Here is a 13,576-nt window from a genome sequence, read left to right on the forward strand (position 1 = left end):
ATGAAGATTTTTAACAAGGAAATAGAGTGGGTAGTTTTTGATAAAGATGGTACATTAATTGACTTACAATCAATTTGGATTCCTTGGCTTAAGAAAATATCAGAAGAAATAAAGCGAAGAGTAGACTTAAAATATGAGGTACTAGAAGATTTAAAACTAATCTTTGGGGTCATGGAAGAAACACAAATTGACCCTAAAGGTCCTCTTGCAATTGGAAGTATTGATGAAGGAGAAATCTTAGTTGCAGGTTACCTTTACCAGCATGGAGTATCTTGGGATATGGCCATTTTGATTGCAAAAGAAAGTGTTACAATCGCGAACAAACAACAAAATGATGACAAAATTAAATTGGTTGATGGGGTTAAAGAAGTACTAGAGATTTTAAAAAACGAAGGAATCAAAATGGGCGTTATTACCGCAGATGACACAGACAAGGCAATATTACATCTAGAGAAGGCTGACATACGGTCTTACTTTAAATTTGTTATAGGAAGTGATCTGGTGAAAAGAGGAAAGCCGTATCCTGATATGGCTTTCCTAGCAAAAAATCAATATAACTTAAACCCTAATAAAGCAGCAATGATCGGAGACACAAATGCTGATATGAAGATGTCAGAATTGGCTAGTATGCCTGTGAGAATTGGTATATCAGATTCTAATGAGGGAAATATTCATTTGAAAAACGCTTCTCATCATATTCGCTCATATAACGAGCTTATTTCATTACTAGGTAGAAAGGAAGCTAATCATGAATAAAGAGTTAGTTGAAAGAATTACTAGACTTGTTCTTGAGCGACTAGATATAAGTAATAATCCGAGTGTATTACCATTAAGTGAAGATGAAGTTAAACATTGGAATTCACTTTCATTATTGGAAAAGGAGCAAGGTCAAAGTAAAAAAAGGACAGCACAAACTCTTACCCCTCTCTCCTCGGAGGAGGTTGATGCATGGGGTAAGATTACTCATCATTATCGTCCTAGTAAGAATGGTAATGAGGAAACAGAGAAGGTTCGATTTTTGAGTTACTTATAAGTTGTTAATAGTAATTAAAATCTGAGGAGGAATTAAAATGGCAGAAATAAATGGGGCACTAGGAATGATTGAAACGAAAGGGCTTGTTGGCTCTATAGAAGCTGCAGATGCTATGGTGAAAGCAGCCAATGTGAACATAGTAGGTAAAGTCCATGTCGGTGGAGGAATTGTAACAGTCCTAGTAACAGGAGATGTTGGGGCTGTAAAAGCAGCTACAGAAGCCGGAAGTGTTGCTGCACAAAGAGTTGGAGAGTTACTTTCTGTTCATGTGATTCCTAGACCTCATAATGAGTTATTGGGAATCTTACCTACGTACGGTGAAAATAAATAACGGTTTTTGAGGTGTTGCTGAATGAAAGAAAGGGATGTACATCATATTGTAAATGAAATAGTGCAAGAGCTTTCGAATCAAGCAAAGCCACAAAAAAATAGAAAAGGACCGATTCCTATCGGTGTTTCTAGTCGCCATTGTCATTTAAATGAAGAGGCGTTAAATGTACTTTTTGGTAAAGGGAATTCTTTGAGCAAGAAAGTAGACTTGTTACAGCCAGGTCATTTTGCAGCGCAAGAAACAGTGATGATTGCAGGACCAAAAGGAAGTATTGAAAACGTAAGAGTACTAGGTCCATTGAGAAAGGATACACAAGTAGAAGTAAGTAAGACCGATGCTATAAAACTAGGGTTAAAACCACCGATTCGGGAGTCTGGGGAACTTGCAGACTCCTCTCCTATAACGATTATTGGTCCAAAAGGTAGTATTTATTTAGAAGAAGGGTTGATTATTCCAGAAGCTCATATTCATATGTCAACAAGTGATGCACAAGAGTTTGGAATAAAGGATAGTGACATTGTACAGGTAAAAACAAATAATAGTAGACGATCCATTACTTTCGATTGTGTAAAAGTTCGAGTTTCTCCTAAATACGTTCTAGAAATGCATATTGATACAGATGAAGCAAATGCTGCTAATGTAAAGTCTGGGGCAGTTGGAGAATTAATAAAAGTAGAGGATTCATTATGAATCAACGGTTAATAGAAAGTATTGTTAAAGAAGTCTTAGTAAGTTTAGAAGCTGATACAGTAAAATCAAAACCTAAACTTTTATATATTAGCTCAAAAAAGACGAAAGATTTAGAGATGCAGCTAGACTTCCTACGGGCTCATTGGGATGTAATAGATAGTAAAAATATTGATTTTTATACGAAACCGTTGATAAACGAGGCTGTTTTCTTAAATATAGATCAAGATACGCTTGTAAGGATAGCTTTGGGATTTACTGATAGTGCAGAAAGTAAACTATTTAGTCAATTAATCTATTATGAAATCCCAATTACTTTTGTAGTATGTTCACTTCTAGAAAATTATTTAAATATAAATGTTAGAAAGCATAAATATCGGCAATATATAAAAAGTATTCAGGCATATCGAAATACTCTAGAAGGGTATGGAGTTTTATTTAAACCACTTGAAGAAGTGATACCTTTTGAACAAGAAGTATCATTTGAGAAAAAGAATTGCAAAGGAACAAAACCATTAATAGTTCAAGAAGATATAAGAAATTTTACAGGAAAACAAATCGTTGTTAAACCTGGAACGATCATTACTCCTCTTGCTAAAGACGCAGCAAGAGAATTAGGGATCGAAATTTCCTTTTTGTAAAGGAGGCATGCTGCATGGTCATCGGAACAGTGATAGGTAGCATATGGGCAACAAGAAAAGAAGAAGGCTTAACAGGTGTAAAACTATTAAAAGTAAAAATAAATCACACTCATTCGGGTGATACATGCACTGATTCCGTATTAGTAGCAGTAGATCGAATTGGAGCGGGAACAGGAGATAAAGTCATTGTGACAAGGGGTACACCAGCGTCTAATTTTTGTGATACGCCGCTTCCAATTGATGCGCTTATTATTGGAATTATTGATCTAGAAGATTCAGAAAGGGTGAAATAAATTGGGTATAGCCGTTGGAATGATAGAAACGATTGGCATAGCTAATTCCATAGAGGCAACAGATTTAATGTTGAAAACCTCTGATGTTGTATTATTTCAACAAAATAAAACAGACCCCGCACTAGTAACTACTTTTATTAAAGGTGATGTTAGTGCAGTACTTGAAGCTGTAGAGGTTGGGCGAAAAGTAGCAGAGCGTACGGGGTCTTTAGTGGCTTATTCTGTCATTCCATCTTCTGATAGCCAAACAATAAAACATTTAATTAAGGGATAGATTATAAAGAACGAGAGTAGGTGATATTGTTTTGGCAGAAGAAAAAAAGAGGTTTATACAAGAATTTGTACCAGGTAAACAAATAACATTAAGTCATTTGATTGCTAATCCAAATCCAGAGCTTTACGATAAACTCGGTTTAGAAAATTCAGGAGCGTTAGGAATACTAACTCTTACACCTAGTGAAACGGTAATCATTGCAGGGGATTACACTACGAAAGCAGCAAATGTTAAAGTGGGTTTTTTAGATAGATTTACTGGAAGTCTAGTCATATCGGGAAGTGTCTCAGAGGTAGAGACCGCTCTAATCGAAGTCAATCGTTTCTTAAGTGACTACTTGGCATATACACCATCGATTGTAACAAAGTCATAGTTTTATAGAAGAAGGTGAAGGTGGACTCATTGAAAAACAGAGCTCTGTTGATTGGATCTGTTGGTGCAGGTAAAACATCACTGACTTTTAAATTGTTGGGGAGGAAAGTAGAACCCCGTAAAACCCAAAGCTTACATTTCTATGATTGGATTATTGACTCACCGGGGGAATATTTAGAAAATCCAATGTTCTATAAGAGTATTATGGTAACAGCGTTAGAAGTGACACACATCTTATTTATTTATGACGCAACTAAAGAAAAAATTTTCTTTCCACCTAGTTTTAGTACAGGGATGAATAAATTAACTATTGGTGTAGTAACTAAATGTGATCACAAAGATGCTGATATAAAAAGAGCGCAAATTCATCTCAAGAAAGCAATGCAAACTGGACCGATAGTATGTACATCTTCAGTAAGTGGGCAAGGAATTGAAGAGTTAAAAGGATTAATTCATTGTTCAAATTATAATGAAATGCGAAAGTATATTACCGGTTTAAAGCAACATGTGGTGACTTTTCATAATTAACTCTATGCAACAATAGGAGGGTGAAGGGATATTTTCGTTAAGGATGAAAGGATAATCAGTGTTGGAATCGATATTGGTTCAAGTACAACAAAAATGATTATTAGTCGGTTTGTTTTAAAAAATACATCAGGAATGACTAGTGTTCCAAAAATAGAAATTGTCGATAGAGAGATATTATATCAAAGCCCAATCTTTCGAACGCCTTTACGATCGTCAACGGAAATAAATACAGATAAAGTAGAAGAAATTATCTGGTCTCAATATGAAGCAGCGAATGTTTCACCGTTAGACGTCCAAACAGGCGCTGTTATTATTACAGGGGAAACCGCTACGAAATCAAACGCACAAGAAGTGCTACATCAACTTTCCAATAAAGCAGGAGACTTTTTAGTAGCAACAGCGGGTCCAGACCTTGAAGCGATTATTGCAGCAAAAGGGTCCGGGGTGTATAACGCTTCAAAGAATTCGAGAAAAGTATTTGCAAATATTGATATAGGTGGAGGTACGACGAATATTGCAGTGTATCAGCATGGGAAATTGTTAGGGACGTGTGCGTTGCATATAGGAGGAAAATTGATTGAGTTTGAAAATGAATTAATTAGTTATATTTCCGATAAAGTAAAACCAACTATCAGTCAGTTAGGGTTATCCCTTAAAGAAGGGAGTGTATTTTCTCCCAAAGATATAAAACAGTTGACTCATTCCCTTGCCTCTGTCATAGCACGTACACTAAATAATAGCTTGATCAATGAGGATGAATGTCTTTTCGTAGATCAGCCACCAAATTGGAAAAAACAAATTGATGTCATTACCTTTTCGGGTGGAGTGGCGGAGTGTATGTATCAAATGGACCGAACATCAATTAATGATAATCAATATGAGGATATAGGAAAGGTTTTGGGAGAGTCACTTAAAGAAAATAAGGTATTATCGAATTGGGAATGGCGAACACCACATGATGCCTTACGTGCTACGGTACTTGGAGCAGGAACTCAAACAACGAGTATTAGTGGAGCTACAATACAAGTAAATTCTACTAAACTACCTATAAAAAATTTACCTGTACATCAAATAGATTGGAATAACAGTATTTCAGAAACTATACCAACAATCATTAACGCAATTAAAGAAGGAATAGATTTATATGATCCGTTACGAGAAGGTCAAAATTTTGCATTATATTTAGCTAATTTTCCTCTACTCAATTTTCGTGAAATACATGATTTATCAGATGCAATTTTAAATAGATATATAGACGACGTCACAAAACCACTTGTCATTGTACTAGAAAAAGACCTTGCTAGAGCATTAGGACAATCAATTTTAACAAAAAAACCTAATCAAGAGTGTATTTGTATTGACCAAATCAAAGTAGAACATGGTGATTATTTAGATGTTGGAAAAAAACTTCAATCAGGTGTAGTTCCTGTAGTTGTAAAAACATTAGCGTTCTAATAATCTAAATGTTCTTGTGTGAGGTGCGTGACTGTGAAGCTTACTAAAAGCTATTCAGGTGAAAATTATCGATTTACTAATTTGAAAGATTTATTTGCCAAGGCGAATGAAGAGAAATCAGGTGACCGATTAGCTGGAATAGCAGCACAAACCGTTCAAGAACGAATTGCTGCGAAAGAACTAGTAAGTGAATTAACTTTAGCGGAAATAAGAAATAACCCTTTGCTCCCGCCTGAAGAAGATGAAGTCTCTCGAATAATTGAGAATTCGATTAACGAGAGAATCTATGCTTCTATTAAAAACTGGTCAATCGCTGAATTAAGAGAATATCTTCTTTCTAATACAACGAGCAGTGAAGACTTAAAGAGAATAAGCTATGGCCTAACAAGTGAGATGATCGCCGGTGTAGCTAAAATTATGTCTAATTTAGACTTGGTTTATGCCGCTAATAAAATCGAAGTTCTGACAAAATGCAATAGTACAATCGGACATAAAGGTACACTCACATCTAGGTTACAACCGAATCACCCAACGGATGATGTCGATGGAATGCTTGCTTCGTTAAAGGAAGGTCTTTCTTACGGTATAGGTGACGCGGTTATTGGCATAAATCCCGTTGATGATTCTGTTGAAAGTGTAAAGAGATTATTACATGCCACACATGATTTTATTCATGAGTGGAAGATTCCAACCCAAAATTGTGTTTTAGCTCATGTAACTACACAAATGAAAGCAATTCAACAAGGTGCACCAGCAGACATGATATTTCAAAGTATTGCAGGTACAGAAAAAGCAAATCGTTCGTTTGGGATAACTGCTGATTTATTAAGGGAAGCGAATGAGTTAGCTCGAAAAGAAGGAACAGGTACAGGACCCGAGCGACTATATTTCGAAACTGGGCAAGGCTCGGAACTATCTGCTGAAGCACATTTTGATGTAGATCAGCTGACATTAGAATCTAGGAATTATGGGTTTGCAAGGTGTTTTGACCCTTTTATTGTCAATACGGTTGTGGGCTTTATTGGTCCTGAGTATTTATATAACAATAAACAGATTATTCGAGCAGGACTTGAAGATCACTTTATGGGGAAAATGCATTTACTCCCTATGGGTGTAGATATTTGTTATACCAACCATGCAAAGGCCGATCAAAACGATATGGAGGATTTAGGGGTACTGTTAACTGCAGCAGGAGTGAACTTTATTATTGCTACCCCAATGGGGGATGACTGTATGCTGAACTATCAGTCAATGAGTTATCATGACATTGCAACATTACGGCAGACAATGAATAGGCAGGCAGCACCAGCATTTCATCAATGGTTAATAGAAATGGGTATTCTCACAAAAGAAGGTTGGTTGTCCGAATTAGCAGGGGATCCCAGTCTATTCAATCGGTAAGGGGGAGAATATGGACGAACAACTTATTGAGAAAGTAACGAGAATGATAGTAGAGAAATTGTCACATGAGGAGAGCGTTACACAAAGTTTAGTAACAGAAAATCATAAAGAAGAACAGAGTAATGAAGTTTTAACAATAGATTTGCACAAAAATGAAGAGCTAATTAAAGAAATCAATGGCTTTGAAAAAAATGAAATCGATACAGACGAGTTACAGGAAATGAAAAGAACAACTCCAGCTAGAATTGGTGTTGGAAGAGCAGGGCCAAGACCAAGGACAAAAACCTGGTTACAATTTCGATACGATCATGCCGCCGCAGTTGACGCTGTTTCGGGAGAAGTAGCGTTGAACAAGTTACAATCACTCCAACTATTATCGATACAGACAAAAGCTAATGAACACGAAGTCTATATACGAAGACCGGACTATGGAAGGAGATTATCTGATCAAGCTAAACAGTTAATAAAGGAGAAATGTGTTCATACACCAGAGGTTCAAATTCTTATCTCAGATGGTTTAAGTTCTAAAGCTATAGAGACGAATGTAGAAGATGTTTATTTATCTCTTCAACAATCTTTAAAATTGAAAGGTTATAAATTGGGAACCCCTTTTTATATCGAACGTGGTCGTGTAGCCGTAATGGATGAAGTTGGTGAAATATTAAGACCAGATGTCATTGTACTATTAATTGGTGAAAGGCCAGGACTTGTTAGTGCTGAGTCATTAAGTGCATATCTATGTTATAAACCGAGAATGGGGACAACAATTGAAGCTGATCGTATGGTTGTTTCTAATATTCATAAAGGAGGAATCCCTCCAGTTGAAGCAGGAGCCTATATTGGTACTCTCATAGAGAAAATACTTAAATATAAAGCTAGTGGATTATCTCTTGTTCAAAAGGAAGAGTAGAGGAGATTCTTATATGAAGCTCATACCTGTTTATGCAGAAATACTAGCAATTCGAATAATACCTAATGCGCATCCTCAGATGATTAGCAATTTACAGCTACCATCAAACCATAAAAGTATCGGATTGTTTACGATTACGATTGATGATATTGGGATGGTTGCTCTTGATGAAGCAACAAAAAATGCGGATGTAGAAGTGGTCTATAGTCATTCTTTTTATGCAGGGTCTAGCCATAGTTCGGGGCCATTGTCAGGAGAGTTTATCGGAATCTTATCTGGACCTAATCCTGAAGAAATAAAGAGTGGATTAGAGACAGTGTGCGAGACAGTTAAAAGCAAGGCATACTTTGAATCTTTTGATCAAGAACATTCACATGTACTTTTTGCTCATGTAATCCCACGTACTGGAAAATTGTTATCACGTGAAGCTGGAATCAAAGAAGGAGAAGCGATTGCATACCTAATTGCTCCACCCCTTGAAGCAATGATTGGTATTGATGCCGCCTTAAAAGCTGCTTCTGTTGAGTTATCCACTTTGTTTAAACCACCTTCAGAAACGAATTTTGCAGGAGGTCTTGTCACTGGCTCACAGTCTTCTTGCGTTGCTGCAGCGGAAGCGTTTCGAGAAACTGTTATGAGTGTAGCTAATAAGCCGAAACAACTTTAACAGGAGGGGGATGCGGAATGAGTTTTGATAAGGATCTACAATCTATCCAAGAGATGAGAGAAGCTCTAAAAACTGCGCATGAAGCGCAAAAAATATATGCACAATTCTCACAGGAACAAGTCGATCGTATAGTTCAGCATGTTGCAGATGTTACTTATAAAGAATCCAAACGATTAGCTGAACTTGCTGTGAAGGAAACAAAAATGGGGATTGCTGCACATAAGACTATAAAAAATGAAGTTAGTTCACGTGCTGTATTCGAATCGATTAAAGATGAAAAAACAATAGGAATTATTCAACATAATCCGGATACAAAAGTAACTGATATAGCCTATCCATTTGGAGTTGTAGCTGCCATAATTCCTACAACAAACCCTACCTCTACGGCAATATTCAAAACTCTAATCTCGTTAAAAAGTGGGAATGGAGTAGTCGCTAGTCCCCATCCAAGAGCCGTTCATTGTACAACGGAAGCCTTAAAAGTATGTAGTGAAGCTGCGATTGAAGCTGGGGCACCAGCTGGGCTAATAGGTTGGATTAGTAACCCTACATTAGAAACAACTACTCAATTAATGAAACATAAATTGACGAATGTTATCTTGGCTACGGGTGGTGTCGGTCTAGTAAGAGCAGCCTATAGTTCAAGTAAACCTGCATATGGCGTCGGACCTGGTAATGTACCGGCGTATATTGAGAAAACAGCTAATGTAGCAAAAGCAGTGAAACATATAGTAGATAGCAAAACGTTTGATAATGGAACGATATGTGCCACGGAGCAAGCAATCGTTGTTGATCAAAAGGTAAAAGACATGACCATCCGAGAGTTAAAAAATAATAAAGCATATTTTGTAGAAGGAGAAGAAAAGAAAAAGATTGAAAAAATAATTTCTCCTTCTATAAATACTTTAAATCCTAATATAGTAGGAAAATCTGCGAGAGAAATAGCTGAAATGGCTGGAATCAGCGTCCCAATTGAAACGACTGTCATCATTGCTGAGGAAGAGCGACTCGAAAAGAATGCTCCGTTTGCCATTGAAAAATTGTCACCAATACTTGGGTTATTTACTGCATCTAATCAAGAAAAAGCAAAAGAGATTTGTCTAGGTCTTCTAAATCTAGGTGGAAGAGGCCACACACTATCGATTCATACACAATCAGAAGAAATGGCAAATGAATATGCTCTTGAAATGCCTGTTTCGAGAATTTTAGTAAATACGTTATCGTCCATAGGGGCAGTTGGTGGAACAACAGGGTTAATCCCTTCCTTTACACTAGGGTGTGGGTCGTATGGTGGTAACATAACAGCTGATAATATTTCTGCTCGCCATTTAATCAATATAAAGCATTTAGCTTATGGCATTAAAGAAGTTACGTTATCTAAAGAGGTTGAAACAACGACTAAATTAGATGAGGAAAAAGATGATGAAATACAAAAAGTAGTAGATAAAGTACTTGAAAATATTCAAATAAAAAAACATGTAATTAATAAAAACGACCTTACTCTTTTAGTACAAAAAGTGGTTTCTCAGATTCAACAGTAGAACTATTGCTTAATAGTGCTTAAGGTGGTGTAAAAATTGAGTGAAGCTCTTGGAATGATAGAAACAAGAGGATTGATTGCTTCCATTGAAGCAGCAGATGCTATGTTGAAAGCAACAGACGTGAAACTCATTAATCAAGAAAAAGTAGATGCTGCCCTAGTTACCATTTTAATAGAAGGAGACGTTAGTGCAGTTCAAGCAGCGATCGAAACAGGGAAGGAAGCAGCCGAACGGGTTGGGACTGTCGTTTCTACTTTTGTCATTCCTCATCCAGATGTAGAGACTAAAAAGCTTATTAAAAAATACTCAAAAAAATAGGAGGATATTCTGGTGGCTTTTAAAAGGAAAAAAATCGCAGTGATCGGAGCAGGTTTTACAGGAGCCACATGTGCTTATATGTTAGCCCAAAAGGAACTAGGTAATATTATTTTACTAGATATACCTGAATTAGAAAACCCAACTAAAGGAAAAGCATTAGATATGCTAGAAACGGGACCTATTAATAAATTTGACGTATCAGTTGTTGGAACATCTGATTTTGCATCGATTAAAGACGCAGACATGGTCGTTATCACAGCTGGTATTGCTAGAAAGCCGGGAATGAGTCGAGATGATCTTGTCCAAACGAATTCAGCAATTATGAAAAAAGTATCGGAGGAAATTCGTCACTATGCTCCTAATAGCTATGTAATAGTTTTGAGTAATCCTGTAGACGCTATGACCTATACATGTTTTAAAACGACAGGTTTTACGAAAAATCGTGTGATTGGTCAATCAGGTGTACTAGATTCAGCTCGATTTATTACTTTTGTAGCTGAAGAATTAAATATTTCGGTAGAAGATGTTTCTGGCTTTGTGCTAGGTGGACATGGTGATAGTATGGTTCCTTTAATACGTTATTCAAATGTTGGAGGAATTCCAATTGACCAAATTTTATCGAAAGAAAAGATAGATGGGATTATTGAAAGAACAAGAAAAGGTGGCGGAGAGATTGTAAATCTCCTTGGTAATGGAAGTGCTTATTACGCCCCTGCTGCCTCACTAGTACAAATGGTTGAGGCGGTCCTGAAAGATAAAAAACGTGTCTTACCTGCTATTAGTTATTTGGAAGGCGAATATGGATATTCAGATATATATCTTGGTGTACCTGTTGTCTTAGGAGGAAATGGGATTGAGAGCATAATTGAACTGCCACTTACAACTGAAGAGAAGGAGCAACTTGATATCTCGGCAAATGAAGTGACAAAAGTAATAAAAACACTTCTGTTTTAATAAATGGAAAATTGATTAAAAAGTCTTCTCAAAAAATAAGCCAATAAACTAAGGAGCTTCTTGCTAGAAAAGAGACTCAATATTAGAGATATAGTTATTGTTCACATTCCTATGAACCGGAGACGCTAGAAGGTAAAGCCCAACAGAATAATAAAAAGCCAAAGTTTTTTCAGTTCAAAAGAAGAGTAAGGCATCATCTGCCTTACTCTAAAGTGAAACGAATAATATTATAAGAATTTCCTGGATGTTCATCTTTTACTATATAATCCTCTATAATCTTAGCGTTAAATGTCTTACTAATGAAATCTATCATAGCTTGTTGTTCTAGAGCAGCGATAGAGTCTATCCCACTACGTCTAAAGCCTACACGATAAACTCCATTGCCCTCATAGTAACCTAGAGTTGTAAAGTATTCGAAGCCTGTCACCGAAGTGTAACCCCACATCAAACGCATAATCGCATCCATGTTAGTCTGTTCATCTACTACTTTAGTAAAGTGAGTGTCTAGCCAGAAGATACGTACAATATTTCCTACTCCTAATTCGTAGGAAACAGTAATCTGTGAATAGTCAGCTACTTGGCTTATCTCTTCTAATCCCGCAGTTACAGCCTCTAACTCAGCATCAGGAATCATACGAACGGCAATCATTTTTTGGTTAGAATTTGGATAGTGTTCTTCTGCTATACCATCATAACCATAGATAGAGAATTCAGGGTTAAAAGTAAATCCATTAGATTCATACCAAGTAGAAATATACTCTACGGTTAACTCATGTTCTACCTTCTTTAATTGCCCATAAGCATGTTTATGCCCATAAGCAAAGGCATTACCATTGCCATTACCATTGTTGCCTTCATTACCATAAGTACCAGTAGTACCAGTGAATAATAAACCTGTTAATAAACCTACAGTTACTATTTTCTTCATATTATTTCTCCCCCTATATATGTTTGTCTATGATGATGTCACCTTGCTACGTTTATATAGAATAAGAACCACTTAAAAGAGCTTGAGAACTTATATATCTTCAAAAAGAACATAAACAGATTGAAAAATTGCCACAAAAAAATAAAAAACCTCAGTCAAAAAGATGAGGTTTCTAATAATGATAACATGTATCAAGGTATATTCTGTTTGCCAATTTTTACTTTCCCTTAATAGTGTCAAAGAAAAAGATCACTCCGACCCATTTGCTTTTTTAAAATATATCTGTTATTCTAATTAAGAATTATTTTTGTTCAGTTTGTTAAGGAAAGAATAATTAAATTTTTCGCCTTTAATAGCTACTTGAGCAACAATAGTAATAAATCGTGGATTACATCCACACAGGAGGAAACAAACATGCAAGAAGGTACAGTAAAATGGTTTAACGCAGAAAAAGGTTTCGGTTTCATCGAAGTTGACGGTGGAGAAGATGTATTCGTACATTTCTCAGCTATCCAAGGCGAAGGATTTAAGTCTTTAGATGAAGGCCAAAAAGTTACTTTTGAAGTAGAGCAAGGTCAACGTGGACCTCAAGCTACAAACGTTAACAAAGCCTAAATATAAGAAAAAGGACTCTATCTCAGAGTCCTTTTTTTTATTTCCACACACAAAAAAAGGCCTCCTAAAAGATACCTCCCCGTTTAATCAACTTTTATCAAAATTGAAAGAAGAGAAATACCTTTAGTCGGCCTCGAAGGAAATGTGTTACAAGGTTTAAATGGTCAGGTGCATCATAACACATTACTCAGAGAATACATAATTTATTGAAAATATTGTTAGAATTAAATATAACGATATCTAATAAACGTCAGGCTGGTTGTTTCATAAAACACATTACATAAGTTAGAGAACTGGTGTGAAATTAGCTAAAAAGGTAATAATTATCAAACATAATATTTTTAAAAAAGAACAATTTATAATTATGTTCTTACACAAAAATTAATTTAAAGGGGCTTTTAAATGACTAACAATAACAACATCTCTAGCCAATCGGGAGCAGTAGGTCAAACAACTACGAATACAAAAGCTAATACGACAACTTCAGGAGCTAATAATAGAGCTGAGGGTACAAGACAAAGGAATAATAAAAAATAAAAACATAAATCAAAGCAGAAAGTCGACAAACATGTCGGCTTTCTATACTTCTTGGCATGCCACAATAATTGAAAATTTCTCAATAACTAGA

The 13,576-nt window shown here is 36.0% G+C and carries 19 protein-coding genes; 18 read left to right on the top strand and 1 reads right to left on the bottom strand.

The genetic code is table 11. The features are described 5' to 3' along the window. Genes CD003_RS05920 through mdh form a run of 16 tightly spaced genes read left to right on the top strand, consistent with a single transcriptional unit; the run spans position 1 to position 11,405 of the window. A complete protein-coding gene (locus CD003_RS05920; protein ID WP_096200123.1) occupies positions 1-756 on the top strand; it encodes an HAD family hydrolase in 756 nt (251 codons plus the stop codon). Then, entirely contained in the window at positions 749-1,033 is a 285-nt protein-coding gene (locus CD003_RS05925) for a hypothetical protein (protein ID WP_096200125.1), read from the top strand. Before CD003_RS05920 ends, CD003_RS05925 begins: the two co-directional genes overlap by 8 nt. A 37-nt stretch (positions 1,034-1,070) precedes the next feature. Continuing rightward, the gene (locus CD003_RS05930) at positions 1,071-1,364 is read left to right on the top strand and encodes a BMC domain-containing protein (protein ID WP_096200127.1); all 294 of its coding nucleotides are present in this window, start codon (positions 1,071-1,073) and stop codon (positions 1,362-1,364) included. A gap of 21 nt (positions 1,365-1,385) precedes the next feature. Then, entirely contained in the window at positions 1,386-2,054 is a 669-nt protein-coding gene (gene pduL / locus CD003_RS05935; protein WP_096200129.1) for a phosphate propanoyltransferase, read from the top strand. Then, positions 2,051-2,692 (top strand): hypothetical protein, encoded by a 642-nt coding sequence (locus CD003_RS05940; RefSeq protein ID WP_096200131.1) that lies wholly within the window; start codon positions 2,051-2,053, stop codon positions 2,690-2,692. The genes pduL and CD003_RS05940 overlap by 4 nt, the downstream gene beginning before the upstream one ends. Before the next feature lie 14 nt (positions 2,693-2,706). Beyond that, on the top strand, positions 2,707-2,985 hold the full coding sequence (locus tag CD003_RS05945) for a EutN/CcmL family microcompartment protein (protein ID WP_096200133.1): 279 nt from the start codon (positions 2,707-2,709) through the stop codon (positions 2,983-2,985). Position 2,986: 1 nt separating this feature from the next. After that, positions 2,987-3,259, top strand: a complete 273-nt coding sequence (locus tag CD003_RS05950; protein WP_257008208.1) for a BMC domain-containing protein — start codon at positions 2,987-2,989, stop codon at positions 3,257-3,259. 31 nt (positions 3,260-3,290) lie between these two features. Next, positions 3,291-3,632 carry an ethanolamine utilization microcompartment protein EutS gene (gene eutS, locus CD003_RS05955; protein WP_096200135.1) on the top strand — a complete coding sequence of 114 codons (342 nt, stop codon included), beginning with the start codon at positions 3,291-3,293 and terminating at the stop codon, positions 3,630-3,632. A 20-nt stretch (positions 3,633-3,652) separates the two neighbouring features. Beyond that, complete coding sequence (locus tag CD003_RS05960; RefSeq protein WP_306453941.1) at positions 3,653-4,159, top strand: EutP/PduV family microcompartment system protein; 507 nt, start codon at positions 3,653-3,655, stop codon at positions 4,157-4,159. A gap of 54 nt (positions 4,160-4,213) precedes the next feature. Beyond that, positions 4,214-5,614, top strand: a complete 1,401-nt coding sequence (locus tag CD003_RS05965; protein ID WP_257008350.1) for an ethanolamine ammonia-lyase reactivating factor EutA — start codon at positions 4,214-4,216, stop codon at positions 5,612-5,614. 33 nt (positions 5,615-5,647) lie between these two features. Continuing rightward, a complete protein-coding gene (locus CD003_RS05970; protein ID WP_096200140.1) occupies positions 5,648-7,015 on the top strand; it encodes an ethanolamine ammonia-lyase subunit EutB in 1,368 nt (455 codons plus the stop codon). A gap of 10 nt (positions 7,016-7,025) precedes the next feature. Beyond that, positions 7,026-7,925, top strand: a complete 900-nt coding sequence (gene eutC, locus CD003_RS05975; RefSeq protein ID WP_096200142.1) for an ethanolamine ammonia-lyase subunit EutC — start codon at positions 7,026-7,028, stop codon at positions 7,923-7,925. A 13-nt stretch (positions 7,926-7,938) separates the two neighbouring features. Continuing rightward, a complete protein-coding gene (gene eutL / locus CD003_RS05980; RefSeq protein ID WP_096200144.1) occupies positions 7,939-8,592 on the top strand; it encodes an ethanolamine utilization microcompartment protein EutL in 654 nt (217 codons plus the stop codon). A 17-nt stretch (positions 8,593-8,609) separates the two neighbouring features. After that, positions 8,610-10,133, top strand: coding sequence for an aldehyde dehydrogenase family protein (locus tag CD003_RS05985; RefSeq protein ID WP_096200145.1), 1,524 nt, complete (start codon positions 8,610-8,612; stop codon positions 10,131-10,133). 36 nt (positions 10,134-10,169) lie between these two features. Continuing rightward, complete coding sequence (locus tag CD003_RS05990; protein ID WP_096200147.1) at positions 10,170-10,451, top strand: BMC domain-containing protein; 282 nt, start codon at positions 10,170-10,172, stop codon at positions 10,449-10,451. A 12-nt stretch (positions 10,452-10,463) separates the two neighbouring features. Next, positions 10,464-11,405: a malate dehydrogenase gene (gene mdh / locus CD003_RS05995; protein ID WP_096200149.1), complete on the top strand. Its 942-nt coding sequence runs from the start codon at positions 10,464-10,466 to the stop codon at positions 11,403-11,405. Between the two features lie 202 nt (positions 11,406-11,607). Here mdh and CD003_RS06000 read toward each other — a convergent pair whose 3' ends face one another. Beyond that, positions 11,608-12,333, bottom strand: a complete 726-nt coding sequence (locus CD003_RS06000; RefSeq protein ID WP_096200150.1) for a hypothetical protein — start codon at positions 12,331-12,333, stop codon at positions 11,608-11,610. A 414-nt stretch (positions 12,334-12,747) separates the two neighbouring features. Between CD003_RS06000 and CD003_RS06005 the strand changes: the two genes are divergently transcribed. Both CD003_RS06005 and CD003_RS22205 read left to right on the top strand, forming a co-directional pair. Beyond that, positions 12,748-12,948 (top strand): cold-shock protein, encoded by a 201-nt coding sequence (locus tag CD003_RS06005; RefSeq protein ID WP_096200152.1) that lies wholly within the window; start codon positions 12,748-12,750, stop codon positions 12,946-12,948. Positions 12,949-13,350: 402 nt separating this feature from the next. Then, positions 13,351-13,485 (top strand): hypothetical protein, encoded by a 135-nt coding sequence (locus tag CD003_RS22205; RefSeq protein WP_257008209.1) that lies wholly within the window; start codon positions 13,351-13,353, stop codon positions 13,483-13,485. Positions 13,486-13,576: the final 91 nt, after the last annotated feature.

It is taken from the genome of Bacillus sp. FJAT-45350 (assembly GCF_002335805.1).
Lineage (GTDB): Bacteria > Bacillota > Bacilli > Bacillales > NISU01 > FJAT-45350.